The organism is Chondromyces crocatus (genome assembly GCF_001189295.1).
Lineage (GTDB): Bacteria > Myxococcota_A > Polyangia > Polyangiales > Polyangiaceae > Chondromyces > Chondromyces crocatus.
Genome location: NZ_CP012159.1, coordinates 5,719,016 through 5,745,903, shown reverse-complemented (window position 1 = coordinate 5,745,903; position 26,888 = coordinate 5,719,016). Strand labels below are relative to the sequence as shown.

General features: G+C 69.8%; 23 protein-coding genes. 14 read left to right on the top strand and 9 right to left on the bottom strand.

Features of this window, described 5'->3' with window-relative positions; genetic code table 11:
• Window positions 1-330 precede the first annotated feature (330 nt).
• The 4 genes from map to CMC5_RS44770 form a co-directional block, all read right to left on the bottom strand.
• Window positions 331-1,170, bottom strand: a complete 840-nt coding sequence (map, locus tag CMC5_RS21045) for a type I methionyl aminopeptidase (RefSeq protein WP_050432097.1) — start codon at window positions 1,168-1,170, stop codon at window positions 331-333.
• Window positions 1,167-1,832 (bottom strand): TetR/AcrR family transcriptional regulator, encoded by a 666-nt coding sequence (locus CMC5_RS21040; protein WP_050432096.1) that lies wholly within the window; start codon window positions 1,830-1,832, stop codon window positions 1,167-1,169. Before CMC5_RS21040 ends, map begins: the two co-directional genes overlap by 4 nt.
• Before the next feature lie 132 nt (window positions 1,833-1,964).
• Complete coding sequence (locus CMC5_RS21035; protein WP_050432095.1) at window positions 1,965-3,035, bottom strand: hypothetical protein; 1,071 nt, start codon at window positions 3,033-3,035, stop codon at window positions 1,965-1,967.
• Window positions 3,035-4,009: a tetratricopeptide repeat protein gene (locus CMC5_RS44770; protein WP_050432094.1), complete on the bottom strand. Its 975-nt coding sequence runs from the start codon at window positions 4,007-4,009 to the stop codon at window positions 3,035-3,037. Before CMC5_RS44770 ends, CMC5_RS21035 begins: the two co-directional genes overlap by 1 nt.
• Before the next feature lie 579 nt (window positions 4,010-4,588).
• Between CMC5_RS44770 and CMC5_RS21025 the strand changes: the two genes are divergently transcribed.
• The 4 genes from CMC5_RS21025 (at window position 4,589) to CMC5_RS21010 (ending at window position 8,562) form a co-directional block, all read left to right on the top strand.
• Complete coding sequence (locus CMC5_RS21025; RefSeq protein WP_156338758.1) at window positions 4,589-4,762, top strand: hypothetical protein; 174 nt, start codon at window positions 4,589-4,591, stop codon at window positions 4,760-4,762.
• Window positions 4,763-4,857: 95 nt separating this feature from the next.
• Window positions 4,858-7,593: a class III lanthionine synthetase LanKC N-terminal domain-containing protein gene (locus CMC5_RS21020; RefSeq protein WP_082362670.1), complete on the top strand. Its 2,736-nt coding sequence runs from the start codon at window positions 4,858-4,860 to the stop codon at window positions 7,591-7,593.
• A gap of 238 nt (window positions 7,594-7,831) precedes the next feature.
• Window positions 7,832-8,113, top strand: a complete 282-nt coding sequence (locus CMC5_RS21015; RefSeq protein ID WP_050432091.1) for a hypothetical protein — start codon at window positions 7,832-7,834, stop codon at window positions 8,111-8,113.
• Entirely contained in the window at window positions 8,047-8,562 is a 516-nt protein-coding gene (locus CMC5_RS21010; RefSeq protein WP_082362669.1) for a GFA family protein, read from the top strand. Before CMC5_RS21015 ends, CMC5_RS21010 begins: the two co-directional genes overlap by 67 nt.
• A gap of 50 nt (window positions 8,563-8,612) precedes the next feature.
• Here CMC5_RS21010 and CMC5_RS21005 read toward each other — a convergent pair whose 3' ends face one another.
• The 3 genes from CMC5_RS21005 to ychF form a co-directional block, all read right to left on the bottom strand.
• Complete coding sequence (locus CMC5_RS21005) at window positions 8,613-9,713, bottom strand: alpha/beta hydrolase (protein ID WP_050432089.1); 1,101 nt, start codon at window positions 9,711-9,713, stop codon at window positions 8,613-8,615.
• A 125-nt stretch (window positions 9,714-9,838) separates the two neighbouring features.
• Window positions 9,839-10,093: a GlsB/YeaQ/YmgE family stress response membrane protein gene (locus CMC5_RS21000; protein ID WP_050432088.1), complete on the bottom strand. Its 255-nt coding sequence runs from the start codon at window positions 10,091-10,093 to the stop codon at window positions 9,839-9,841.
• 348 nt (window positions 10,094-10,441) lie between these two features.
• Window positions 10,442-11,539 carry a redox-regulated ATPase YchF gene (gene ychF / locus CMC5_RS20990; RefSeq protein WP_050432086.1) on the bottom strand — a complete coding sequence of 366 codons (1,098 nt, stop codon included), beginning with the start codon at window positions 11,537-11,539 and terminating at the stop codon, window positions 10,442-10,444.
• A 351-nt stretch (window positions 11,540-11,890) separates the two neighbouring features.
• On the opposite strand from ychF, the gene CMC5_RS20985 reads away from it, so the two are divergent.
• Window positions 11,891-14,221: an ATP-binding protein gene (locus CMC5_RS20985; RefSeq protein WP_050432085.1), complete on the top strand. Its 2,331-nt coding sequence runs from the start codon at window positions 11,891-11,893 to the stop codon at window positions 14,219-14,221.
• A 68-nt stretch (window positions 14,222-14,289) separates the two neighbouring features.
• Here CMC5_RS20985 and CMC5_RS20980 read toward each other — a convergent pair whose 3' ends face one another.
• Window positions 14,290-14,826: a hypothetical protein gene (locus CMC5_RS20980; RefSeq protein WP_050432084.1), complete on the bottom strand. Its 537-nt coding sequence runs from the start codon at window positions 14,824-14,826 to the stop codon at window positions 14,290-14,292.
• 556 nt (window positions 14,827-15,382) lie between these two features.
• Between CMC5_RS20980 and CMC5_RS20975 the strand changes: the two genes are divergently transcribed.
• Complete coding sequence (locus tag CMC5_RS20975) at window positions 15,383-17,095, top strand: N-acyl-D-amino-acid deacylase family protein (protein WP_082362667.1); 1,713 nt, start codon at window positions 15,383-15,385, stop codon at window positions 17,093-17,095.
• On the opposite strand, the gene CMC5_RS20970 is transcribed toward CMC5_RS20975, so the two are convergent.
• Window positions 17,092-17,364: a hypothetical protein gene (locus CMC5_RS20970; RefSeq protein WP_050432082.1), complete on the bottom strand. Its 273-nt coding sequence runs from the start codon at window positions 17,362-17,364 to the stop codon at window positions 17,092-17,094. The genes CMC5_RS20975 and CMC5_RS20970 overlap by 4 nt on opposite strands.
• 158 nt (window positions 17,365-17,522) lie before the next feature.
• On the opposite strand from CMC5_RS20970, the gene CMC5_RS20965 reads away from it, so the two are divergent.
• From CMC5_RS20965 to CMC5_RS20925, 8 genes are all read left to right on the top strand, one after another.
• Entirely contained in the window at window positions 17,523-19,727 is a 2,205-nt protein-coding gene (locus CMC5_RS20965; RefSeq protein WP_082362666.1) for a prolyl oligopeptidase family serine peptidase, read from the top strand.
• Window positions 19,728-19,733: 6 nt separating this feature from the next.
• A complete protein-coding gene (locus CMC5_RS20960) occupies window positions 19,734-20,720 on the top strand; it encodes an NADPH:quinone oxidoreductase family protein (RefSeq protein WP_050432081.1) in 987 nt (328 codons plus the stop codon).
• A 485-nt stretch (window positions 20,721-21,205) separates the two neighbouring features.
• Window positions 21,206-22,396 (top strand): type 2 periplasmic-binding domain-containing protein, encoded by a 1,191-nt coding sequence (locus tag CMC5_RS20955; protein WP_050432080.1) that lies wholly within the window; start codon window positions 21,206-21,208, stop codon window positions 22,394-22,396.
• Window position 22,397: 1 nt separating this feature from the next.
• A complete protein-coding gene (locus CMC5_RS20950) occupies window positions 22,398-22,742 on the top strand; it encodes a hypothetical protein (protein ID WP_050432079.1) in 345 nt (114 codons plus the stop codon).
• Between the two features lie 22 nt (window positions 22,743-22,764).
• Window positions 22,765-24,603 (top strand): hypothetical protein, encoded by a 1,839-nt coding sequence (locus CMC5_RS44765; RefSeq protein ID WP_156338757.1) that lies wholly within the window; start codon window positions 22,765-22,767, stop codon window positions 24,601-24,603.
• A 113-nt stretch (window positions 24,604-24,716) separates the two neighbouring features.
• Window positions 24,717-25,646, top strand: coding sequence for a hypothetical protein (locus CMC5_RS20935; RefSeq protein WP_050432076.1), 930 nt, complete (start codon window positions 24,717-24,719; stop codon window positions 25,644-25,646).
• Window positions 25,647-25,668: 22 nt separating this feature from the next.
• Window positions 25,669-26,442 carry a MotA/TolQ/ExbB proton channel family protein gene (locus CMC5_RS20930; RefSeq protein WP_050432075.1) on the top strand — a complete coding sequence of 258 codons (774 nt, stop codon included), beginning with the start codon at window positions 25,669-25,671 and terminating at the stop codon, window positions 26,440-26,442.
• A 27-nt stretch (window positions 26,443-26,469) separates the two neighbouring features.
• Window positions 26,470-26,880, top strand: a complete 411-nt coding sequence (locus CMC5_RS20925) for an ExbD/TolR family protein (protein ID WP_050432074.1) — start codon at window positions 26,470-26,472, stop codon at window positions 26,878-26,880.
• Window positions 26,881-26,888: the final 8 nt, after the last annotated feature.

Here is a 26,888-nt window from a genome sequence, read left to right as displayed (position 1 = left end):
ACAAGGTCCCCGCCGCCCTGCCGCTACCTTGATCACACGGCAACAAGGTCCCCGCCGCCCTGCCGCTACCTTGATCACGCGGTGACAAGGTCGAAGTCAGGCGACCGCGAGGATCTTCACGCGGAAAGGCTCGAGGTTCCGAGCTCGGACGGTCCCACGGGCGCCTGAACAGGCCAGGGAGCAGGTCAGGGGTCGGATGCGCTGGAGGGCGTGCTCACAAAAGCGTCCTTGCCGTGAGCGGGGAGCCTGGACGCAGGTAGGGTGCCGGAAAGAACCCCGATCACCGGGGCGGTCGCAGGCCCCATGCCAACCGTGTGGGGAGGTGTGCCTCTACAAGGACGCCGACACCGCGGCAGACGCGCCTGGAGGCGCCACCAGGGACTCGCCGCTCTCGGTGATCTCGCTGTTCACGAGAGGCTCGTGCCGTGCGGTCAGGATCTCGCAGCCAGCCTTCGTCACGACCACCGTGTGCTCGAACTGTGCCGACAGCGACCGGTCCTTGGTCAAGATCGTCCACCCGTCCGGCAGCGTCTCGATCTCGGGGCGACCCAGGTTGATCATCGGCTCGATGGTGAACACCATCCCCGCCTTCAACCGGAGGCCCGTACCGCGCCGTCCCACGTGGGACACGTCGGGCGGCATGTGCATCGACCGGCCGATGCCGTGGCCCACGATGTTGCGCACCACGCTGCAGCCTTGCGCCTCGGCGTACTGCTGGATGGCGGCGCCGATGTCGCCCATGCGTGCGCCCTCGCGCACCTCGGCGATCGCGAGTTCCAGCGCGCGGCGGCACACCTCGGTCACGTGGCGCGCGTCCTTCGACGGTTTGCCGATGTAGAACGTCGCCGAGGTGTCTCCGTGAAAGCCATTGAGGTTGGAGGTGATGTCGACATTGATGATGTCGCCCTCCTTCAATCGCTCGCGGCCCGGGATTCCGTGGCACACCACCTCGTTGCGGCTGGTGCAGACGCTCTTGGGGAAGCCGTGATACCCGAGCTGCGAAGGGTGCGCGCCGCGCCGCAGCGTGTCCTCGTGGACGATCGTGTTGATGTCGTCCGTCGTCATTCCCGCTTTCAACGAGCGCCCGATCAGCAAGAGCTGCTCACCAGCCATGCGGCCGATGACGCGCATGGCCTCGATGTCGCGCATCGTCTTGATTTCAACACTCATCGCACTTCCTCTTTCTGCTCCTGCCCCGACGACGGAGCCTGTCCGTTCTTTCGCGCCGAAGGGGTCGTCCTCTGCCCTGCATCCGGTGCGTGCCTCAGAGGGGATCGCGCCGCGACGATGACCCCCGCGGCGCAGCGGGCCGCTTCCGCTGGCCGTGCGGTCACCCCGACCTGGGCGCCGACGATGGCGCCCTCCACGAGCAAGTGAACCGCGTCGGACGTGCATTCGGGCTCGTCGAGGTCTGCTTCGACGACCAGAGCGCGAATGAAATCGCGCAGCCAGGCCTGGTGCGCGCGCACCACTTCCCATGCCGGGTGGTCCGTTCCACGCAGCTCCACGGCGGCATTCAGCGTGGGGTCACCGTGGAACGACGTGCTCGCGAACCAGTGCCCCAGCACGTCGAACATGGCGAGGAGTCGCGCCTCGGCGGTGGTCGCCTCGCCCTCGATGGCCTCGGTGAACCACGCCCGCCACCGCGTCCCCTGCTCCTCCAAAGCCGCCGCCACCAGCACGTCCTTCGAGGGGAAGTGCTTGTAGAGCGTCATCTTCGCGACGGAGGACGCCGAGACCACGGTGTCGACGCCGACGGCGTGAATGCCGCGTTCGTAGAAGAGGTTCGCGGCCGTATGGAGCACCCGGTCGCTGGCCGGTGAGGCACACATGGGAGAGGGATATACAGACCTGTCTACCTACCCGTCAAGAGGCCGAAAAAAGCACTCTCGGCAGCAGAAGGGGCCGCTCGATCAGGGTGGCGATGGCAGGGTGACGATGGCTCGTCGGCCCTGCGTCCCTGCTCAAGGCTGGCAGCACACCGTCAGGGCGTCCGCAGAGAGGACATCTCCCTGGGGCTCTCCGCCGGTGGGTGGGCACGAGCCCTCGATGGGTCGAGAGGTGAGGTTGTACGAGCGCACGCTCCCGATTCCGTCATTGGGCGCGCACGTGGCGAAGACGTCGACGTTGAGGATGAGTTCCTGGCAGTTCCCGTCGGCGTAGTAGTTGTACACGGGGCCGCAGGTGAAGGCCTGGGGGCAGGTACACGGGGAGCAGCTGCGCGTGTCGTCCAGCACGGGGCCGCTTCCGAGGAGGTGGCGCTCCGTGAAGTCTGCGGGGCAGTCCCTGGTGCCGGGCTGCCAGATGCACACGCCAGCCTGGAACGGGGCCGGGGACGGGGGCAAGCACACGGCGCCGCTCGCGGTGCAGGTGGTGATCGGTCCCGCGCCGCACAGGAGAACCGGATCGCCCCACACGGGCTGCGTCAGCGTCGCCTCGCCGCCGCTCGGCTCGCAGCCGTCCACCTCGACCTGAGGGACCCTCACGATGATCCCCTTCACGCCGTCCGCCGAGACCGAGCCACACGATCCTCCCGAGATCCCCTCATGGGACGCAGGGACCGGCGTGGTGCAGTCCTCGTCGCCGAACGCGCTCCAGCCCTGACCTTGGCAGGACCTCTGGGGAGCGCTGCACGCGCAGGGGACGCACGAGGCAGGGTCTGCGTGCAGCTCGGACAGGGCGGCTTCGCGCACGGGGAAGGCCTCGGGGCACGACGGCAGCGAGGCCGTCGCCCCGACGTGAACGAGCCCAGGTCCGCTCCAGCCCGGTGGAATTGCGGCGCAGCGGTGTCCCGCCTGAGAGCAGACGAGGTCTGCGCAGTCGAGGAGCCCATCGTCGTTGCGGTCGATGACCTCGCCGCAGGCGCCGCCTGGGCCTTCGGGCGGAAGGTCGAAGATCAGGCCCTCCAGGCTGCAGCCGCCCAGCAACAGGGTGACGAGCAAGCTCGCCGAGGAAAAGCGTGCAGCAGCGGGGCGCCTCGGTGGTTCGAGGAGCCCAGCCCTGCCGGAGCGCGCGATCGACACCGGCAGGCCCATCAGAACGTTCCCTCGATGCGAGCCATCCCTGGGCCCACGACCACATGCATCGCCCCGGTCTGCGCCGCTTCCTGCGTCGATGAAGCCTTCTCTCCACCGGGTCGCAGCACCAGGAGCGTCACCCCGAGCGCCGTCGCCACCCCGCCCACCACGAACCCCACCGTGGAGGCCGTGATGAGGCTCTGGGTCTGCTCCGCGCGCGGTTTGTCGTCGCGCGGGCAATGACCTGCTTCGTTGCAGCGCGATCGGATGTCGTCGACCTCCACCTTGGCCAGGATCCCCGTCACGGTGCCGATGCCGAGGCCCAGGCCACCGAGGCCGAAGGCCAGGCCGGCGGGCAAGAGCGAGCCCCGCCCCTGGGAGGTGACGCCGGCCCCGCTCGGGCCGAGCACGATGCTCAGCTCCGCAGTCCGACCTTCTTCGAGCAGGACGACCCGCTCCACGGCGCGATGGGCGGGCGCGGAGACCACCACCCTGGTCCGTCCGGGATTGCGGGACATCGGCTGACCCGTGGCGGGGACGGTCACACCGTCGATGGCAATCGTCACCGCGGCGTCCGGAGCGCCCGTGACCACCACCTTGAGGCGCGGGATCCGCTGTTCGAGGGCGGTCAGCTCTTCCTGTGCTTGCTGCTTGGCGTCACGAAAGGGCTTCGATGCCGTGGGCGCGAGGGGCTCGAACAGGACGGCCTCGTAGGCGGCCTGGGCTTCCACGAGCTTGCCGAGGCGCTCCTGGGTGCGCGCCAGCATGAGGAGGACCGTGGGCGCCCGGTAGACCTGCACGGCCTCGCGAAAAGCGGCCAGGGCGTCGTCGTAGCGTTGCGCCTGGTAGTGCTCGAAGCCGCGGTCGGCCAGCGTGCGGGCCTCCGCCCGACGCCCATCGGTGCGCGGACTCGCCTTGGTTTGCGCCTCGGCCGGGAGCGACGAGGAGACGGCGACGGCGACGGCTGCGGCGACGAGCGTGTGAACCCGCATGACTTCAGCCCTCCCGCATCGCCCTGCTGTGGTGCGCCGTGAGCCCCATCGGAGCCAGACCCACCTCCGAGTACCCACGTTCACCAGGCGCGCGAGTCTAGACCGACCGTCCAGGCACGCCAAGGCGCTCCTGCCCGGGGCGGGCCTCCCTCGCGCGCCACGACCCCGTGAGGGGCGGCCGTGAGGCGTCACCGGGTCGCGCGTCGGCTCCGAGCCCAGGTCGTCACGGGCACGCGTGCCTCGCACGGCAGGCACGCGTGCTCGCGCGCCGCCATCCGACGCCGGCGAATTCAGCTCCAGATCGGTGGCGCTCACGACGTAGACGCACGCGTGGGGGTCATTCCAGGGGTCCGTTCAGGCGCTGCCGCATTCACTTCGACGTTTCGTCGAGCACGGTGAATCCTGCGTCATCCATGACCGTTCGGGCACGCTTGACAGCATCGAGCGGCCACATCATTTAATCACCTGGGTGCGCTGCAGTCGCCCCCTGTAGGAAGCGACGCTCGGCGCCGCGGGGTCTCCCGCGCTCGCGCGCCGCATCCCTGGTGGCATGGCGAAACGACGAAAAGGGGAATGACCATGAAGAATCAATTCGGTGACGTGCGCGGTGACATGACCGAGATCCTCGACCAGGCGCGCAAAGACGCCGCATTCAGCGAGGAACTCCTGACGAATGGCATGCCCATGGCCAAGGAGGAAGACGAGAGCGACGGCGCGACCGTCCGCAAGTGCATGCTGCTCACGATCATCTGAATGCGACCGGCTGCGCCCCTGCGGGGGCGCGCCGGGAACGTTCACGGCATTCACTTGGCCTCTTCGCCCTCGCGCGGTCCGTAGGCGCTGCTTGCATGAACCCTGAATCGAATGCTTCGTTGCGCTGTCTGCCGGGTGCAGACGGCTTCTTCGACATCATCCAGTCCGCTTGCTTCTCGCCGCGCGCACGAGCCTCGGGGCGGAGGCCTCGCGCCCCTGCTGGGCCCTGGGATCCGTGGATTTGCGTCCTCGGAGAGGAGTACCCGGCGCCAGCCCAGGGCTGGAAGCTGCACCTCTCGGCGACGGTCGGCTCCGCGGAGGAAATCCTCCGGCGCGCGCTGCCGATCTTGCTCGCCGAGGATGCGGTGTTCAAGGTGGCGTCATCGACCACGACCCTCGCCGCCCTGAACCAGGGCGAGAGCGGGCTCGGTCAGGTCGGCAAATTCATCACCGTCTATCCGCGAGACGATGCCCACGCGGTCCGCCTCGCAGCGCGGCTGGACGAGGCGACCCGCGGGCTTCCCGGGCCGACGATCCCGTCGGATCGGGCCCTCCGGCCGGGTAGCCGGGTGTTCTACAGGTACGGGAGCTTCGGGGGGCAGGCGCTCCAGCTCGCGACCGGGGAGATCGTGGCCGCCATGAAGACGCCGGATGGACAGCTCGTCCCCGATCGGCGGCCGGCGGATTACGACGTGCCCTCCTGGGCGACCGATCCGTTCATTGCGGCAGGGCTCGCGGCCGAGTTACCGCGCGGCGCCTCGCGGCACGTCATCGCGCGCCGGTACGTGCCTGCCGCCGTCCTCCAGCGCACGCCCAGGAGCACGATCTTCCTCGCGCTCGATCTCAAGGCGTACCGACGCTGTGTCCTCAAGCGCGTGGAGCGCTGGGACGGCGCGCGTCTCCGACACGAGGCCGACGTGCTCCGGCGTCTCGGCCCAGACCCCGGCTTCCCGGCCCTCTATGACGTGTTCGAAGACGAGGAGCACCTCTACCTCGTCCTCGAAGATCTCTCGGCAGAAACCCTGAGCGCGCACGTCGCCCACGCGGCGGCCAGCGGCTGCTTCTTGCCCGCGGCGCAGATCGTGACGCTCGGGCGCGCGCTGGCGCGGCTGCTCGGAAAGCTGCATGCCGAGGGGCTCGCGCACGGGGATCTCAAGTCGAGCAACGTCCTCGTCGCCCCTGCGACGCTGCACCTCTGGCTCATCGATTTCGAGCTGGCCCACGGGCCATCGCTCACGGCCCAGCCCCACCACGGGCACGGCACGCGCGGCTACCGCTCCCCCGAGCGCATCGCTGGCGCTCCCCCCTCCACGTCCGACGACATCCACGCCTTCGGCGCGCTGCTCTACTTCCTGGCCACGGGCGCCGAGCCCGCCGAGGGTCCGACCGAGGCGCCGCTCGATGGCCGGCCTCCGCGGCTGATGAACCCGAACCTCCCGCCCGGGCTCTGCACGGTGATCGCGCGGAGCCTCGCGCAGGATCCGAGCGCTCGTTACAGCTCCGTGCGGCAGATCGAGCGCGCCCTGGAAGACGTGCTCACGGACTCCGCCACGCCGCTCACCGTCCCTGCCCCGCCGCGCCATTTCGGTCGCGCGTCGGCGCACCTCCCCTTCCCCGCGCGCCGCGAGGCGCTCGAGCTGGCCAGGCGCCTCGGCGACTCGCTGGTGAGCGCCGCACGCCCGGCGCCACGAGGGGGCGGCGTCTTCTGGCCCGACATGCACCCCGACGCGCGCGGCCTCCCCTCGCGCGACATCGGCCACGGGACGGCCGGCGTGGTGCTCGCGCTCTCCTCGCTCGTCGCGACGCTCGGCGAGTCGTCCCACCGCGCCACGCTCGCCCGCGCCGCCTTCGGCCTGCTCCACGCGCCGCGCCCCGACGGCGCCCCCGTCGCCGGGCTGTACCTGGGCGAGGCCGGGATCGGCGCTGCGCTCCTGGGCGCCGGGCGTGTGCTCGGGGATCGGACCCTGGCGCGGGCCGCCGAGGCCCGCGGACGCTGGATCGCCACACTGCCCTTCGGATCCCCCGATCTCTACAACGGCGTGGCGGGGCGCTTGCGGTTCCACCTCGCGCTCCACCGCGCGACGTCGAGCGACGAGCACCTCTCGGCTGCCCTGCGCGCGGGCGATCACCTCGTCGACGTCGCCGAGTGCGACGAGGACGGGAACGTCCTCTGGCGCTTCCCCGAGGGCCACGGCAACCTGAGCGGGACCACGCAGCTCGGCTACGCGCATGGGGCCGCGGGCATCGCCGACAGCCTGCTCGATCTGTTCGAGGTGACCCGGGAGGTGCGCTACCTGGACGCCGCCCGGGGGGCCGCGCGCTGGCTCGCCACCCTCGCCGTCCCGGCCCTCGGCGACGGGAGCGGGAGCGCCTGGCCGGTGGTCCCTGGAGGCCCACCGCACGCCGCGCACTGGTGCCACGGCGCCACCGGCATCGGCCGCTTCTTCCTGCACGCCACCGCCCTGGAGCTCGCTCCGGGGTGGACCGATCTCGCGGCCCGCGCCGCGCGCACGGTGGCCCGCGGGGCACGCTGGCTCGGCCCCACGCAGTGCCACGGCCTCGCCGGCAACCTGGAGTTCCTCGTGGACATGTTCCAGGCCACGTCACACCCGCACTACCTGACGGAGGCCGCCGATCTGTTCACCCTCCTGCGTGCCTTCTCGCAGGAAAAGGCGGGGCGCCTCGTCTGGCAGGGAGACCAGCCGGAGCAAGCGCTCCCGGCGTTGCAGGTGGGTTACGGCGGCGTCGCGACCTGTCTGCTCCGGCTGGGTGACCCGGCGCGGGCGCCTCACCTGCTGAGCGTCCGCGGGCTCGGCGGCGCTGGGGAGTGATCTGGCGGCATCGTCCGAGGGATGACGGCCCGCGCGGCGGGCTGGGGCGGGCTCGTCCGACGAGCGGCCGTTCCGACCTGACCGCGCCACGGGCAGGCGCCCGGAACCTCGCGGGCCTCGGGCGGGGATCCGCGACTGCGTCGTGGCCGTAGGCATCGAACCAAGGTGCTGGGCTGCACGCCACGACCCGTGGGCGCGAGGTCGCGCTCGGGGGGCACGAGCTGGGGAGGGAGCCGCCATGTCGGACAGGAGCTGCGCGGAGATCTTCGGCAAGGTGTTCACCATCCTCGCGGAGCATCCGACCGAGGAGCGCATGGCGATCGCCAGGAAGGTCTGGCACGAGTGCCAGGAGTGTGAGTTCACGCCCGATCAGATGTTCGCGGACGAGGCGCTGGTGGTGCTGGGCCTGGCGCGGCTCAAGGAAGATCCTCGCCACCCCGAGCACGGGGATGTATGGCTCTATGGTCCCGAGGCCGAGCTGAGCCTGGACGACGATCGAAGCCCTGCCGTGGGAAGGTGATGACGCCTCGCTTGCCGCTCCGTGGACGATGCCTCTGCGGTTCCGTGTCCTTCGAGCTGAGCGAGTCGCCGTCCAGCGTCCACTGGTGTCACTGCGGGATGTGCCGTCGGGCGACGGGCTCGGCGTCCGCGGTCCTGGTCTGGGCCTCGCGGTCCGCGATCGCCTGGAAGGGAGTCCCCGCGAGGTATCGCTCCTCGAGCGTCGCCGAGCGTGGTTTCTGCGGGACCTGTGGCACACCGCTGTTTCTGGATTACGAGCGTTCGCACGAGATCGTGCTGATGGTCGGCGCCTTCGACGACGCGGCTTCGCTGCGCCCCCAGCATCACTACGGGATCGAGTCCGTGCTCCCCTGGGACGACCGGCGGGATGATCTGCCGCGCGCGGCGACCGATCTCGACGACCCGGTGCTGCAAGGCCTCGTGCCGACCCCGCCACGCAAGCCAGGGTGAACCCGAGCGCACTCGACGCGCACTCGACGCGCACTCGACCCGAGGAGGGCTCAATCCGCCGAGGGCAGATGATCGGGCGGCACGTGCGAGGAAGGCGGCGGTGGGAACAAGAGCTGAAGCGGGATGGCCACGCGAGCGGCCCAGGCATTGGCGTCGTGCGTCTGGCCCGTGAACGCCAGGCGATGCAGGTCGGTCCCGGCAACGTAGCCCTGGAGCAGCAAGGCCCGGAGCATCGAGCGGGTGTGGTGAAAGCCATCGCGGACGTGCGGGTCCTTCTCGAAGGCGCACATGGCAGCGCCCGAGTCGAGGTAGAGAAATGGACGCGGATCCGGCGTCCCGGCGTGCTGTACCCGCCGGATCATCTCGCGGTTCGCCCACCAGAAGGAGCTGGAGAGGCACGCCGCCTTGCCGAAGACGTCAGGGCGAGTCCAGGCCGCGTAGAACGAGAAGAGACCTCCCATGGAGGATCCCATCAGCGCCGTGTTCTCGCGCTCGGGGCGCGTGCGGAAGCGCTCGTTGATGGTCGGGACGAGGTGCTCCACGAGCAGCTTCAGGTGGGCCTCGCCGCCACCACCACCGTGCGTGGGATCCGGCGTGGGGCTCAAACGCTCGAGGCGGCGCTCGGCGGTGTCGATGCCGACCACGATGATCTCGTCGATGGCGTTGAGCTCGAACAGGTGATCCAGCGTCTTTTCGAGGTTCCAGACCCCGTAGGGATCCGCCGACGTGCTCCACAGAGCCTGGCCATCCAGAACGTAGAGGACCGGGTAGCGCTTGCCGTCTTGTTCGTCATAGCTCGGCGGCAAGAGCACCTCGAACCGCAAGCGCTCGTCTCCCATGGCCAGCTCTTCGGCGGGAAGCAGGGTCGCCGTGTGCCGATCGAAATAGGGTTCGACGTGGACCTGCTCACCGGCATGCACCACGTAGTCGCGCCCTCCGGCCCACTCCTCGCCGTTTCGAACCAGCTTGAACTCGAGCAGCTCGCCTTCGAGGACCTGGAGGGCGAACCGATGGCGGTCGCCCTCGCTGGAGGTCGGCGGTGTCGTGTGCTCCCAGGAGAGCGGTTCCCGGTTCCCCCGGAGCCCGATGCTGCCCCGATGGGCCGGATAGGTCACCTCGATGACGGTGACACGGGACTGTCGCTCAGACATGAAAGCTCCATCGACGTCGCGTCATTGCATTCACCCGACGGACGATTCCATGCCTTGGTCGTCTGGGGGGAGACGGAATCGACAGACCGGCCTCACTTCAGGCCCACGTGCCTCGCGTCAGCGCGTCAGCTCCGCGCGCGCCTCGCCACCGCGTGGTAGATGGCGACGAGGATGACGGCGCCGATGAGCGACATGAAGAACCCTGCTGCCTCGCCTTCACGGTAGAAGCCGAGCGCGCGACCCAGGAAGCCGCCGAGGAACGAGCCGGCGATACCGAGGACGATGGAGACGACCCAGCCGCCAGGTTCACGGCCGGGGACGAGCAACCGGGCGAGTGCGCCGACCACGAGACCGAACAGCAGGAACAGGATGATGCTCATGACGTGACCTCTCTGTTGAACGAAGGGAGATGGCGGCGACCTCCGCCTCCATCGCGTCGTGACCTGCGCTGCGGCTGTGCAATGGGCGGGCCGAAGGGGAATGGGCGGAACGACGTCACCCTGCGGCTGCCCGTACGGCGTGCCGATCCCGTGCTGTGCAGGTTCGGGGATGCGTCGGCGGCGGGAGGCGACGCAGCGCACGGCTCATCGGTGCTCGCCAGGCCAGGGCTGTGCACGGTGTCGCCACCTGCATCCGACGAGCAGGAGGTGCCTGAGGAGGCCTCCGGGGGAAGCTGGAAGCCTTCAGGAGGCCACGGAGAAGGGTGAGCGCTCCCTGGAGCGCGGTGCTCAGGTGTTGAAGCGGAAGTGCATCACGTCGCCATCCTGGACGACGTAGTCCTTCCCCTCGATCCGGAGCTTGCCTGCGTCGCGCGCGCCGGCCTCGCCCTTGAGGGTCATGTAGTCGTTGCAGGCGATGGTCTCGGCGCGGATGAAGCCCTTCTCGAAGTCGGTGTGGATGACGCCAGCAGCCTGGGGGGCGCGGGTGCCCTCGATGATGGTCCAGGCGCGTGCCTCCTTGGGCCCGACGGTGAAGTACGTGATGAGGCCGAGGAGGCGGTAGCCGGCGCGGATGACCCGGTTCAAGCCTGGCTCGGAGAGGCCGACCGCTTCGAGGTAGTCCTTCTGCTCCTCCGGCGGGAGGATGGCGATCTCGCTCTCGATCTTGGCCGAGACGACCACGGCCTGGGCGCCTTCGGCCTTCGCGCGCTCGAAGACCTTGGCCGAGAAGGCGTTGCCCTTGTCCGCGGCCGCCTCCTCCACATTGCAGACGTACAGCACCGGCTTCGAGGTGAGCAGGCCGAGCATGCGGAAGGCGCGCTCTTCTTCCGGCTTGCGCTCGACGAGCCGGGCAGGCTTGCCGTCGCGCAGCAAGGTGAGTGTGCGGTTGACGAGCTCCAGGGTCTCCTTGCCTTCCTTGTCGCCGCCGCGGACCTTCTTCTCGAGGGAGACGACCCGCTTTTCCAGGCTGTCGAGGTCCGCCACCATCAGCTCGGTCTCGATGGTCTCGATGTCGGCGATGGGGTCGATCTTGCCTTCGACGTGGACGACGTCGGTGTCCTCGAAGCAGCGGACGACGTGCGCGATGGCGTCGCACTCGCGGATGTTGGCGAGGAACTGGTTGCCGAGGCCCTCGCCCTTGGACGCGCCGCGGACGAGGCCCGCGATGTCCACGAAAGTGAGGCGCGTCGGGATGATCTGCGCCGAGCGGGCGATGCGGGCGAGCTCCGCCAGGCGCTCGTCCGGCACGGCCACATCGCCCACGTTGGGCTCGATGGTGCAGAACGGATAGTTGGCGGCCTGGGCCGCCGCCGTCTGGGTCAGCGCGTTGAAGAGGGTCGACTTGCCGACGTTCGGCAGGCCGACGATGCCGCATTGAATGCCCATGCTCGCTCCCGGCCACACGGTTCGCGCGGCTCGTGCGCGGGGCGTGTGGGGGCGCCAGGAAAAGCAGCGTCCCTCTACCCTGTCAAGGGAAACCCTGAGGGCGCGCAGCACGGTAGAACGCGGTCGGCAGCGGGGTCGGTCGGCCGGCCTCGATGGCCCCGAGGAAGGGGCGCCAGGGGATCGCCCGCGGCGCAGGGAGCGCTGAAGGAAGCGCCCCTGGTGCGGGTGCCGTCAGGCGGACCAGGCCGCGCGGAGGTGGCCACGCTGGCGCGCGGTGGGCCTCTGCGCATGGTAAGAAAGGTGAGTCGGGTCAGTACGCGGGGGGCCAACCGGTCGGCCGAGGTTCTTGAGATGCGCAGGAGCGAGCGTGTCGATGAGGTCGATGGAGGACGACACGGCAAGCGCGTTGCGGAACGTCGCCGAGGGCGGACGGAGGCCGCAGCGTACGGGGCCCGCATGGCGGCGCTCCAGGAGGCGACCGCTCGGCTCGCTGCGGTGATCGATCCCGACGAGGTGGGCCCAGCGCTGGCGCGGGAGGCCTGGTACGCGATGGAGCCTGCCATCGCGGCGGTTTACATCGTGGAGGAAGGGGGCAGCACGCTGCGCATGGCAGGCGCGCTCGGCGTCGACGAGGAAGCCGCCCGTCGCTTCGCCGATGTACCGCTCGACAGCGACACGCCCGTGGGCGAGGCGTTCCGCACGGGTGCTGCGGTCACCTACAAGCGCTCGGAGAGTGCTGGGCGCTCGCCAGCAGGCGAGGCGGATGGCCTGCTGACCTCGGAGTTCGAGACGTTCCTGGCCTTGCCGCTGCGCATGGACGACCGGGCCCACGGGGTCCTCGCGCTGGCGTGGGATCGGCCCGAGGGGTTCGACGAGGTGACCTCGGAGCTGGCTCGGCTCGCGGCGCAGGCGGGGACCATGGCGCTGGAGCGGGTGCAGCTGTTCGCCTCGGAGCGGGCGGCGCGGGCGCGGGCAGAGGCGGCCCGGGAGCGGCTGTCGGTGCTCGCGCGGGTGGGCGAGGTCCTCGCGGGCTCGCTCGACTACCACAAGACCATCGCCAGCGTCGTCGAGCTGTGCGTGCCACGGCTCGCCGACTGGGCGGCCGTCGACATGCTGAACGAGGACGGGACGCTCAGCCGCCTGGGCGTGGCCCACACCGATCCCGTCCGCGTCGCGCTGGCCCGGGAGCTGTGGCACCGCTACCCGCCCCGCATGGACTCGCCCTACGGGATCCCGGCCGTGGTGCGCACGGGTGTGCCGGAGATCGTGCTCGAGATCCCGCCAGGGATGCTCGAGGAGCGCCTGCCCGATCCCGAGCTGCTGGCGCTGTACCGGTGGCTGGGCTACCGCTCGTCGATCTGCCTGCCGCTGCGGGTGCGAGGGCGGACGGTGGGGGCGCTGTCGCTGCTCACGGCGGAGTCGGACCGACGCTTCGGGCCGGAGGACGTGAACCTCGCGCACGAGGTGGCCCGGCGCGCCAGCCTGGCCATCGAGCGCGCGCACAGCTTCCGCGAGGCGCAGGAGCTGAGCCGGCACAAGGACGAGTTCATGGCCACAATCTCGCACGAGCTGCGGACCCCGCTGAACGCGATCGTGGGCTGGACGCGCATGCTGCTCGGGGGGCGGCTCCCCCCGGATCGGCAGCGGCACGCGCTGGAGGTCATCGCGCGAAACGCAGACCTGCAGACGCAGCTCATCAGCGATCTGCTGGACGTGAGCCGGGCGATTTCCGGGAAGCTGCGCCTCCAGGTCGGCGTCGTCGACGTCCGCGGGGTGCTCACCGCGGCGCTGGAGTCGGTGCGCCCGTTCGCGCTGGGGCGCGACGTGGAGCTGTCCGAGGAGTTCAGCGAAGACCCAGGGCCCGTCGCCGGCGACGCGGGGCGATTGCAGCAGGTCGTCTGGAACCTGCTCACGAACGCGATCAAGTTTTCTCCAGCCGGCGGCAAGGTCTCGATGTCACTGCGGAGCGCCGAGGGGTGGGTCGAGGTGGAGGTGCGCGACTGGGGCGAAGGGATGCAGCCGGAGTTTCTCCCCTTCGTGTTCGAGCAGTTCCGCCAGGCCGACGCGAGCCGCGCGCGCCGTCACGGCGGTCTCGGCCTGGGGCTGGCCATCTGCCGGACGCTGGTGGAGCTTCACGGCGGCACCGTCGCGGCCCACAGCGAGGGCCTCGGCAAGGGCAGCACCTTCACCGTGCGCTTGCCTCTCGCGACGGTACGTCCAGACGACCGGCCGCGCACGCCGGCGCTGCAAGAACGTCCGGAGACAGCCGATGGACCGACGGTGGAATCCACCGCCTCCCCGCTGCTCGGGGCGCGGCTCCTGGTGGTGGAAGACGAGCCGGACGCGCGGGAGCTCCTGGCGACCCTGCTCGAACAGAATGGCGCCACCGTCCACGCCGTGGGTAGCGCCCGCGAGGCGTTCGAGGCCATGCCGGCGTTCGTGCCCATGCTGATCGTGTCCGATCTCGGGATGCCCGAAGAGGACGGGCTTTCGTTCATCCGGCGCGTGCGCGCGCTGCCGCCGGAGCAAGGAGGGGGCACGCCCGCCCTGGCGTTGACCGCCTTCGCCCGCGAGCAGGAGCGCGGTGCCGCGCTCGCCGCCGGCTTCCAGGCCCACGTGTCCAAGCCGGTCGACCCGGAGATGCTCGTCGCCGAGCTGGCGAGATGGCTCGCGGACGCCTAGGGAGCGAGTGCTGGGCGCCATGGGAGCCCCCCCGCTCGGAGGGGCTCACGCAGCCGAGCCGAGAGCCCCTACTTGGCGTGAGAGGCGGTGGCGAAGACGATGCGGAGCGTGCTCACCGACGTCGGCCCGAACGACAGCGTGTACGTCCCCTCGTTCAGCGTCACGTCGTAGCGCCCCAGGATCTGATCACAAGCCTCGGAGCAGGGAGCGGCGGTACAGGTGGACGTCGCGGTCACGGGGTTCCCCTCGCTGTCCTGGATGGCGAGCGGCGCGGCGGTCGTGATGAATGCGACGTAAGCGCCGCCGTGGCCAGCAGGCACGGTGAGCCCCATGAAGCCGCTGTAGTTCGACGCGGCGGACGCCTGCGGCAGCGTGACCTCGTAGGTCACGTGATCGAGCTCCTCGACGGGCGCAGCCGCCGCGTCGGCACCAGCAGCCACGGCGATCGGGGTCTCCTCGAAGTGCTCGCAGATGTGCGCCTCGGGATCGTGATCGGTCTCGGTGTGGGTATGGCCCGTGTCGTGGTCGTCGTGTCCGTCATCATCGCCACCACAGGCAACGAGTGCGAGCGAACCCAGGAGCAACAACGCAATGCGGAACTTCATGGAAACCTCTTGAGAAGGCAAAAGAACGAGCCCATGGGCGCCGCCCCAGCTCGGGTTTCCTCGTAACACGTGGTGGCGTCGAGCCGCAACGAAGCAGCAGGAACCTGCGAGCATCACGGCTGCGAAAATTCGCCGCATTGCAAAGCGAAAAAAGCAGCGTTTCCAGCGTCGAAGTGTGAACGAAGCTGCAATGGTCACGGCACGCTGCGCACGCGCGAGAGGAGGCCTGACATCGTCGACGGCGCGCCCCCGTCACGCCTCGCGTCGAACGGCACGACCATGGGAGTCACAAAATCTGCTCGCTCCGTCACGCTCGTGGGAGCGCGCCTCTTCGAGTTCTCCCTCCGTGATCTCCGCGTTGGTTCTCCTCGCTTGGCCCGCGCCTCTTTGTCGGGCACAACGAGGCCGTCTTCATGATCGAGACCCAGGTTCATGACGTGCTGTCATGCCAGAGACAGCGAGCAGGTGGCGTGACCGAAAGGACGCATGAGCCTCCCTTCCCACCTCGACTCGTTGCGCCACGAGCGTCCCCTCGGCGTGGGGTAGAGGGCGTCACATGAAGTGGTGGGAACTGCGCGCGAGGGTTCAGCGGTTGCGCTCACCGCTCGCTTCCCTGTGGCTCGCCGTTGCCACCGCCTGCACGTCCTCTCCCCCTCCCACGGACCCAGGCTCGGAGCAGCGCGAGGCCGCGCTCCCAGCGGCGATATCAGCAGTGTCCCCCATCTCCGAGCCACCTCTCGTGGCGAGCGCGCGCCTCGAGGATCTCGCCGCACCCGAGCCGCCACCGCCCCTCGAACCGCCTCCCTTCAAGTCCGACGAGACGTTCCAGCTCGCCATCCGCGGCGGCGAGGTGATCGATGGCTCGGGGAAGCCGAGGCGACGCGCCGACGTCCTGATCCGGGGCACCGAGATCGCCTTCGTGGGTCGGGTCGATCCCGCGGTGAAGGCCGAGCGAACCCTCGATGCGACGGGGGCCGTGGTGACCCCGGGGTTCATCGACGCCCATGCGCACGGTGACCCGCGTGGCGGTGTGGAGCAGGTGCTGGCCATGGGGGTCACCACGGTGGTGGTGGGTCAGGACGGGATGAGCCCTGGGAAGCGCATCGGCGCCTACCTCGCCGCCGTGGAGGCAGCGCGGCCCCGGGTGAACGTCGCGACGCTGGTCGGGCACGCCTCGGCGCGTGCCGAGGCCGGGATCGGCTCTCCGAAGCAGGGCCCCAGGCGCTACGAGCGGCTCGCGGCGTGGATCGCGAGAGGCCTGGACGAAGGTGCGTTCGGCCTGAGCACGGGGCTGGAGTACGACGGGGGCCGCAGCGCGACGCCGGAGGAACTCGCCGCAGCGGCCGCCCCCGTCGGCGCCCGAGGGGGTGTGGTGATGAGCCACCTGCGCAGCGAAGACGACGATCGGATCGAGGGCTCCCTCGACGAGCTGTTCGAGCAGTGCCGGAAGAGCGGCGCCCGCGCGCACGTGGCGCACCTGAAGGTGGTCTACGGCAAGGGTGCCACGAGGGCCGAGGCCATCCTGGCGAAGCTCGCTGCAGCGCGCGCGTCGGGCCTCTCGGTGACGGCGGATCTCTACCCGTACACGGCGAGCTACACCTCGCTGGAGATCCTGTTCCCCGACTTCGCGCGGCCGCCGCAGTCGTACAGCAGCGCGAAGCAACGCCGGCGCAAGGATCTCGCAGAGTTCCTGCGCGCGAAGGTGATGAAGCGCAACGGCCCGGAGGCGACGCTGTTCGGGACCGGCGCGCACGCTGGAAAGACCCTCGCCGCGGTGGCCACAGCCAGGGGCGTTCCTTTCGAGGAGGTGCTGATGGATCTCGGCCCTCATGGCGCGGAGGCGGCTTACTTCGTGATGGACGAGCCCCTCATGGAGCGGCTCTTCGTCGACCCCTTCGTGATGATCAGTACCGACGGGGGCGCTGGCAGCGGCCACCCGCGCGCCTACGGTGCCTTCGCGCGCGCCCTGGGAGAACTCACCCACCGCCGAGGCCTGGTGACGCTGGAAGAAGGCGTGCGGAAGATGGCCTCGCTGCCCGCCGAGACGCTGGGTCTCCACGGTGTGCGTGGCTGCCTGCAGCCTGGTTGCGCGGCCGACGTGCTGGTGTTCGATCCTGCCGAGGTCCGTGACCGCGCCGATTTCAGGTCACCGCGGCGGCTCGCCGAAGGGATGCGCGCGGTGTTCGTCAACGGCGCCCTGGCCCGCGAAGGCTCTCGCGCCACGAGCACGCGCTCGGGACAGGTCCTCCGGTCGAGACCAGCCCCCTAGTTCGGCGGCTCCTGCTTCTTCCGTACGGGCGCGCCCTGAGCTGGCCTCCCTTCCTTCTTTTCGATGGAGGTCCTCGGCTCCCCTCCAGGGCTGTAAGGCTGCATGTCCGCAGCTTCTTCAGGCACCCGCTTCGGCTCTTCCGCTGCGGGCGAGACCGGGGCCGTCGGTGGCTGTCGTTCGATGCCCCCATCGCCGCCACCCGAAGCGCCAATCGTCGCCTCACGTGCCGCTTGCTTGCGGATGTCCTCGCTGCTTCGCTGCTGCGCCACCTCGCCCTCCTTTCCGATGCCGCACGGACGCCGCGCGGCGCGTGACCGAGGCACGGACGGCAAGCCTGCGCCCCTGTCATCGGCTCTGGCACCAGCGAGCCCGACGTCAAGGGGGCCCTTTCCCGGAAGGGCGACCCGTGGGGTAGACTCCGCCCGCCATGCACCGCTCCTCCTTGCCCACGCTCCCCGCCCTGCTCGCGTCTCTGCTCGTCGCCTGCGGCGGCGACCAGAGCCCTGCGGCCACGGCCCCCACGACGCCGGCCGCGGCGCCCGCGCCGATCGCCGACAACGCCAGGGCATCGCGCTACCCGGAGACCCCCATGCGCCCCGTCACCACCGAGTACCACGGGGTCCGCGTCGTCGACCCCTACCAGTGGCTGGAGTCACCGAAAGACCCGGAGGTCGACCGCTGGATCGAGGAGCAGAACCGGCGAACGCGCACCTACTTCGACGCGCTCCCGGCACGCAAGGCCGTGCGCGACCGGGTCGCCACCATGCTCAACGCCGTCTCGAATGCCTGGTACGGCGTGAAGTACAAGGGGGGCCGGCTGTTCGCCACCAAGTTCCAGCCCCCCAAGCAGCAGCCCTTCCTGGTGACGTTGAAGTCGCCGAACGACCTCGCCTCGGAGCGGATCCTCGTGGACCCGAACGAACTCGATCCGAAGGCGCGCACCACGATCGACTGGTTCGTCCCTTCACCCGACGGCAAGAAGGTCGCCGTCTCGCTCTCGCAAGGCGGCACGGAGAACGGCACCGTGCACGTCTACGACGCGGACACCGGCAAGGAGACCGGCGACGTCGTGACCTACGCGAACAGCGGCACGGCGGGAGGCGGCCTGAGCTGGGCCAGCGATGGGAAGGGGTTCTTCTACACCCGCCACCCTCACCCCGGCGAGCGACCCGACAGCGACCTGGGCTTCTTCCAGCAGGTCTACTTCCACAAGCTCGGCACGCCGGAGGCACAGGACGCTTACGCGATCGGAAAGGAGTTCCCCCGCATCGCCGAGACGCGGCTGAGCGCGAGCGACAACGGCCGCTTCGTGCTGGCCAGCGTTCAGAACGGCGACGGCGGCGAGTTCTGGCAGTATCTGCGCGACGCGCGTGGCACCTGGAAGCGCCTCGCCGATCTGCCGGACAAGATCGTGGACAGCGCCTTCGGGCCCGATGGCAAACTCTACCTCGTCTCGCGCAAGGACGCGCCGCGCGGCAAGGTGATCCGCATCGACCCCGCGAAGCCCGATCTCGGAAAGGCCGAGGTGCTCGTCCCCGAGAGCGAGGTGACGATCAAGGACATCGTCCCCACCCGCTCCCGTCTCTACGTCGTCGATCTCGCAGGTGGTCCCTCGCAGGTCAGGGTCTTCGACCTCAAGGGCAAGCAGACCGGCGACGTGCCCATCCTCCCCGTCTCGGCCGTCCACCAGCTGGAGAGCATCGCGGGTGACGACGTCCTGTTCTCGAACACGAGCTACGTCGAACCGTCGGCGTTTTACCTCTACCAGGCCAGAGACAACAAGGTCACGAAGACGGCGCTCGCGTCGACCGCCCCCGTCTCCTTCGCAGATACCGAGGTCGTGCGCGAGACGTGTACGTCGAAGGACGGCACGAAGGTCCCGATCAACATCCTCCGCAAGAAGGGGATGAAGCTCGACGGTCGAGGGCCGGCGCTGCTCACCGCGTACGGCGGCTATGGCATCAGCCTTCAGCCGGGCATGCGCCCGGTCACCCGCCTCTTCCTCGACCAGGGCGGCACCTACGCGGTCGCCAACCTCCGCGGCGGCGGAGAGTTCGGCGAGGCGTGGCATCTCGCCGGCAACCTCACGAACAAGCAGAACGTCTTCGACGACTTCTACGCCTGCTCGAAATACCTCGTGGAGAGCGGGTACACCCGGCCGGAGCGCCTGGCGATCATCGGCGGATCGAACGGTGGTTTGCTGATGGGCGCCGCGCTGACCCAGCACCCCGAGATGTACCGGGCCGTCGTCTCCTACGTGGGAATCTACGACATGCTCCGGGTAGAACTCTCGCCCAATGGCGCCTTCAACGTGACCGAGTTCGGCTCGGTGAAGGATCCGGCGCAGTTCAAGGCGCTCTTCGCCTATTCACCACTGCACAACGTGAAGGATGGGGTGAAGTACCCATCGGTCCTCTTCCCGACGGGCGCCGAGGACCCGCGCGTCGAGCCCTGGCACTCCCGCAAGATGGCAGCGCGCCTCCAGGCAGCGTCGACTGGTGGCCCAGTGCTTCTCCGGGCCGACGTCGGCGGGCACGGCGCCGACACACCGCTCGATGCACAGATCGAGCAACTCGCCGATGTCTACAGCTTCATCTTCCACGAGCTCGGCCTCGACGCCGCAGGGGAATGACCGACCATGAAAGCCGTTCTTTGCAAGGCCCTCGGGGGCCCCGATACCCTGGCCGTCGAGGAAGTCCCCGGCCTGAGCGCGGGCGTGAGCGAGGTGCTCATCGACGTTCATGCTGCCGCCGTGAACTTCCCCGATCTGCTGATCACCCAGGGGAAGTACCAGTTCAAGCCACCGCTGCCCTTCTCTCCCGGCGGTGAGGTCGCGGGCGTCGTGCGCGCGGTGGGTGCACAGGTCACCCGGGTGAAGCCCGGGGATCGCGTCATCGGCTCCGCCGTGTGGGGCGGCTTCGCCGAGGAGCTGGTCGTCGACGAAGCCCGGGTGACGCCAGTCCCCGATGGCATCGATCTCGTGACCGCCTCGGCCTTTCTCACGGCCTACGGCACCTCGTACCATGCCCTCGTCGATCGGGCCGCGCTCCACGCGGGTGAGACCCTGGCCGTGCTCGGCGCCGCCGGAGGCGTGGGGCTCGCCGCGGTGCAGATCGGCAAGGCGCTCGGCGCCCGCGTCATCGCCTGCGCCTCCACCGACGACAAGCTCGCGCTCTGCAAGGAGCACGGCGCCGACGAAGTCATCAACTACGCCCGCGAGGATCTCAAGGAGCGGCTGAAGCAGCTCACGGGCGGCGAGGGCGCCGACGTCGTCTACGACCCGGTGGGCAGCGCCTACTCGGAGGCGGCCTTGCGCGCGATCGCCTGGAAGGGGCGGTTCCTGGTCGTGGGCTTCGCCGCGGGCGAGATCCCGCGCATCCCCCTGAACCTGACCCTCCTCAAGGGCTGCCAGATCGTGGGCGTGTTCTGGGGGATGTTCACCACGCGGGAGCCCTCGCGGTATCGCGAGGGCCTCGAGGAACTCTTGCGCTGGCTCGCCGAGGGACGCATCCGACCGCTCGTGTCCGAGAGCTTCCCGCTGGAGCGGGCAGCGGACGCCCTCCGGGCCATCGAAGCCCGCGCCGTGAAGGGCAAGGTCGTCCTCGTCACGGGCCGGGCAGAATAGGACACGCGCCGGGGCTCCCTTGCCCTGGCGTGCTGACTCGGTGGGCTGGCCGAGTCGGCACCATCGCCAGCACGCTCCCCCCCGCACTCCGGACCTGCGTGCGCTCCATCGAGGAGCGACTGGGCTGCTTCCCAGCACGCCTGACGCACGTTCCCGGCTCCCCCTCCCCCCGCCGGTCTCCGTGCCGCTCCCCTCTCCCCGACCAGCCTCCGTGCCGCACCTTCCTCCCCTCCACCGCCGCTCCACCACCTCGTGCTCCGCACAGCACGCATCTGGCGGCACTCACGCAATCATCCGTCATCACGGACACAGTTCCGCCATCGAGGACATTTAGCCATTGCTTTGTCCGCCATCATGGATCGATATTCTATCTTAACGGATGATAGCTACGCCGTGCGCGCGGACGCACGTGCTCGCAGCATTGCCTGAATCTCACCGCAAACCGGCATTTCATCGTCACCGAGGAAGCCAAGAGGATCCCCTCCATGGTCCATCGCCCACGTGCGCCGAGACGGCTCGGCGTCGCCGTCATGGCTGCGCTCACCATCGGAACGGTGAACGCAGCCGCGCTCGCTGCCGATTGCGCGACGTTGCCCAGCCCCATCTACGGGATTGGCGGGAGCGCGCCGCGGCCGCTGTTTGCGCGCCTCGGACAGGCGCTCTCCCAGGCGACCCCGCCGGAGACCTTCATCTACCAGGCGCCGGGCGCCTGCCACGGCCCGAACTACGTCATCGCAGGGACCCGGATCACCGGCACCGCCAGCTACTGGGACGCGGCGGGCGTCGAGCAGACGTGCGATCTTCCGCTGACCGGCGCGAACGTCGACGTCGGCGTCGCCAACACGTTCGCCGACAACTGCCCGGGCATCGACGCCTTGCCTCAGAACGTCGGGGACTTCCAGGGGCCGGTGAACCCGTTCGTCTTCATCGTGCCCAAAGCGTCGAGCCAGACCACCATCAGCGCGGCAGCGGCCTATTTCGTCTATGGCTTCGGCGAGACGGGCCAGGCTCAGCCCTGGGTCGACGAGTCGCAGATCATCAAGCGCGACCCCAACTCGGCCGCCGCAATCATCATCGCGCTCGCCATCGGCGTGCCCGTGGAGCGCCTCAAGGGCGTCGATGCCTTGACCAATCCGAACACCGTGTTGCTCGTCTCCGGGTCACCCGCACCCGAGCGCGCCATCGGGTTCGTCTCCGGTGAGGTGGCGGAGGCCAATGCGTCGGTGATCAATGTGCTGGCCTACCAGCACAGCGATCAGTCCTGCGGTTACTGGCCCAGCAGCACGGCGACGGGCTTCGACAAGAGGAACGTGCGCGACGGGCACTACCCGCTCTGGGGCGCCCTTCACTTCTTCACTCGGCTCGGCAGCAACGGCGCCCCCACGAACCCCGCTGCAGCGCGGCTCATCGGCTACTTCACAGGCGCGCTTCCCCCGCCTTCGGGCGTCGACGTCCCGGCGATCACCATCGCTGCAGGCTCCATCCCGAGCTGCGCCATGCGCGTGCAGCGAGATCGGGACGTCGGACCGCTCGCCTCCTTCGCGCCCGAAGATCCGTGCGGCTGCTACTTCGAGCGTGTCGCGACCGGGGCGACGACCTGCCAGGCCTGCACCGACAGCAGCGAGTGCCCGGACAGCGCGCCTGCATGCCGCCGCGGCTACTGCGAGGACTACTGACATGAGCCTCCGATCGTTCCCGCCTCGGGCCCCCTTTCTCCTCCTCCTGGTCGTGGGCGCCGTCGCCGCATGCCTGGGGTCGTGCTCGTCCACCGAGAACCAGCAGCCGCCCGTGTTCAATGCCACGACCTCGGGCCCTGGGACCGGAGGAGGCGGCGGCGTGGGCGGCGCAGGTGGGGCCGGCGGCGTCGACCCGGCCTGCCTGGGCCCCGACGGCTGTTACGCCTGCGATCCAGCGACGGACACGCAGTTCCACAACGCGTGCACCGACGCCCAGTGCTCACCGTTCGACGACACTGCGCGCCTGCCCCTCTTCAACGGCGGCGCGCTGCCCCCCCTGCCGTGACCCCCAGGGCAGCAGCATCCTCATGAGGCTCCTCGCCGTCACGCTGCTCGCGGCCGTGCTTCCGTTGCTTTCGACGGTAGCGCGAGCCCAGACCGCTCCACCGCCGGACGACGACGACGCGGACGTCGAGATCCCTGCCGCGCCAGAACCTCCAGTTCAGGCCCCAGCGCCCGTGCGGCCCACGCCGGCACCTGCACGTCCTCCGTCGGCACCTGCACCGTCGGCACCTGCACCGTCGGCATCTGCACCGTCGGCACCTGCGCCATCGGCACCTGCGCCATCGGCACCTGCGCCATCAGCGCCTCCCCCGACGTCTGCCCCCCCTTCGTCGGCGCCTTCTCCATCGGGCCCGCCTGCCGCCGCTGCAACGCCCAGCGCGGCCCGTGCGGCTTCTGCGCCGGCCCCAGAGACGGCGAACGCGCCCCCCGGAGCGACGACAGAGACTCCCCCGTCGGCTCCCTCGCCCATCGATGCCCTGCGCGAAGAACTGCGGGCCACCCAGCAGCGGCTCCAGACGCTCGAAGCCCTCGCCGTCACGGCGCCCGGCAGCGCCTCCGCCTCTCCTCCCACGCCCCGAGACAGCACCGCGACGGCTGCGCAGCCCGTTGCCCCTCCGGGAGAGAAGCCGGCGTCCCCTTCCTTCTTCGACACCCTGCTCGCGCCGGGCGCGTTCCGCCTGTCGGCATACGTGCAGTCGCAGTACGAGAGCCACCAGGACTCCGAAGACCAGATCCAGCAGGGCGGTGTCCTGCTCAACCAGGATCGCTTCCTCGTCCGCCGGGGCCGCCTCCGCCTCGACGCCGGCTGGCGGTACGTCGAACTCGGCCTCGAACTCGACGGCAGCACCACCCGCGGTCCCATCTTCGGCGCCCGCCGCGCCGAGGCCTCGCTCCTCCTGCGCCAGAGCGACTGGAATGGAGAGCCCAGGCCGCGCGGCGTCCGCCAGGAAGGGGGCGTCCCGCTCGCCATGATCACCTTCGGCCTCTCGGAGATCCCCTTCGGCTTCGAGCTGGTCGACTCCGCACGGGAGCGCGTGTTCATGGAGCGCTCCGTCGCCTCGCTCGCGTTCTTCCCGGGCGAGCCCGATGTCGGCGCCAGGCTCTCCGGCGGCCTGGGCTTCTTCCGGTACGCACTCGCCGTGCTCAATGGCGAGCCCGTCGACGACCGCCCCTCCCGGCCGGCGCGCGATCCCAACGCCGCCAAGGATGTCGTCGCGCGGCTCGGCATCGACACCCGAGCGACCCCAGGCTTCCGGGTGAGCGGCGGCGTCTCCGCGCTGCATGGAACGGGCTTCCATCCGGGGCAGGAGGCGACGAAGGGCACGCTCCAGTGGCGTGATCTCAACGAGAACTCCGCCGTCGATCCCGGCGAGGTCACCGCGCTGCCCGGCTCTGCGGCCACTCCTTCGCAGAACTTCACGCGGTGGGCCGTCGGCCTCGATCTCCAGCTCCGCCTGCGCACGCCCCTCGGTGAAGCGATGCTCTACGGCGAGGCCGGGGTCGCCCAGAACCTCGATCGCGGCCTCTACCCCGCCGATCCGATCACGGCCGGCGTCGATGTCCGCCACTTTTTCTACTACGGGGCCTTCGTCCAGGAGATCACCCGCTTCGGCATCGCCGGCTTCCGCGTCGATCACTACAACCCCAACGCCGACTTCCTCGACCCCCGCGGCGGCAAGCTCGTCCCCACGGCCCAGGGCATCACCACGCTCTCGCCCGTCGCCGGGCTGGTGCTCCCCAACCGCGCACGGCTGCTCTTCCAGTACGACGCCATCCTCGACGCGCTGGCGCGTGATGCGCGCGGTGTTCCGACCGACCTGAAGAACGACCGCTGGACCCTCCGCCTGCAGGTGGAGCTATGAAGCGGACGACGCCGGATACGGCTCCCGCGGCAAGACGGCGCCACGCGCTGACGCGAAGCACCCCACCCGACCACCGCGCGCGTCGAGCACGTCCCCTCTCCACGCTGCCACTCGTGGCCTTCCTTGCAGCTTGCACCGGAGAACCCGCGTGGCTCGGACTCGACGAGCCGCTGCGGGTCCCGGGCGGCACCTTCAAGGAAGGCGCCCTGCCTGGCACGCCTCCGGTCCCTTCCGGCGAGGCGCAGCTCTCGCCGCGCGTCACCGTCATCGAGAGCGTGAACAACGTCGTGCGCCCCGGTCAGGAGGGCAAGACGTTGCATGGCCGCACCACGACCGACGCCGTGGCGGTCGCCTTGCGCTTCGCCGATCTCGGCACCGGCTACTGGGTGGTCCCGGTGGGCGGCCCGGACCCCCAGGCGAACGGCGAGCTGACCTGGACCGTCCACCTCGACATCGCCCACGACGCAGCGCCTGGACTTCATCCCCTCCGCGTTGCCGCCCTCGACGACGCCGGCCGCGCCGGTACCCAGGCGGAGATCACCACCTGCGTCACCGCGCCGATCCCCGACAACCTCAGCACGTGCGACCCGACCCTCGCCCCGCCGCGCGCCGTGCTCTCCCTCGCCTGGTCGAACGCCGCCGACCTCGATCTCGTGCTCGTCACGCCCTCGGGCAAGATCGCGAGCCCCAAGCAGCCCACCACCGCCCCCGCGGGCCAGACCGGCACCACGCCATCGCTCGACGAGGCCGGGGTGTTCGATCGTGACGCCAACGCGGGCTGCCTCGCGGCGTCTCCCACCCGCGAGAACATCGTCTGGCAGGCCCCCCCCGAGCACGGGCCGTACCTCGTCTACGTGAACCTCCACGACGCCTGCGGCGAGCAGGCCGTCACCTTCGAGGTCTCCTTGCACCTGCCCACCCCGCGCGAAGACGGCGGCGAGACGCTCACCGAGGCGCTCCGCGTCCCCGGCCAGGTGCTCGCGCTGCACGCCAATGGTGGCACCCAGCTCGGCTTCTACGTCACCGCCTTCTCGTTCCAGTGATGACCATGGAAGGGACCCCCTCGTGATCGTCGATCGCCTCCTTCGCGTCGCCCTCGTGGGCAGCACCTGGGTGCTCTACCTCCTCATCGCCCTCAGCGTCGTCTCGTTCACGGCGATGCTGGAGCGCTGGCTCTTCTTCCGACGTCACCGCGACGATCTCGGCAAGCTCCGAAGCCGACTCGCCGCCGCACTCCGCGACGACGACCTCGACGGCGCCGACGTGGCCCTCGCGGCGAGCCGGTCCATCGAGGCCCGGGTCGTCCGCACCGCCCTCGGGTGGCGTCACGGTGGCGCCGCCGCCGTGGCCGACGTCGTCGACAGCGAGCTCTCCGAGACCCGCAAGGACCTCGAGCGCGGCGCGAACCTGCTCGGCACCCTCGGCAACAACGCGCCCTTCGTCGGCCTGCTCGGCACCGTGCTCGGCGTCATCGAAGCGTTCCGCCAGCTCGGCGATCAGGGAAACAAGGACGCCATGGGCAACGTGATGGCCGGCATCGCCGAGGCCCTCATCGCCACGGGCGTCGGCCTCTTCGTCGCGCTCCCCGCCGTCATCGCCTACAACGTGCTCCAGAAGAAGATCGGCGACATCGAGGCCGGCGTGAACAGCCTGAGCAAGCTCGTCACCGCCTCCCTCAAGGCACGCGAAGCGCAGGGTGCTGCTGCGCCGAAGAAGACCGAGCGTGCGCCAGAGGCTTCCACCACGACGGACGACGACGCGGTGCCGCGGTCGAGCCAGGCGCACGGGAAGATCCAGAACGGCCGGGGCACTGCGGAGACGGCAGAGGCCGAGGCGTAGCCCGCCGGAGCAGAGAGGGAGCGTTCCATGGCTGGCACACAACCAGGACGAGGACGAGGTGGAATCGTCGGCATCAACGTCACCCCCATGGTCGACGTGGTGCTCGTGCTGCTGGTGATCATGATGGTCTCCGCGACGTACATCGTCTCGCAGAGCCTCAAGGTCGAGCTGCCCAAGACCGCGAGCAGCGACGAAGCGGTGTCCACGCTCGCCGCGGTGACGATCACGAAGGATCAGCAGCTCTACTTCAACAACGAGCCCGTCACCGAGGTGCAGCTCGTGCAGAAGCTCCGCGAGGCCAAGGGGAGCGGCACCGAGGTGAACCTCGTCGTCAGCGCCGACGAGGCTGCTCCCCACGGCCGGGTCGTCCACGTCATCGATCTCGCCAAGGTCGAGGGCATCAGCAAGTTCGCCATCAACGTGGAGCGCTCGCTCTAGCAGGCCGG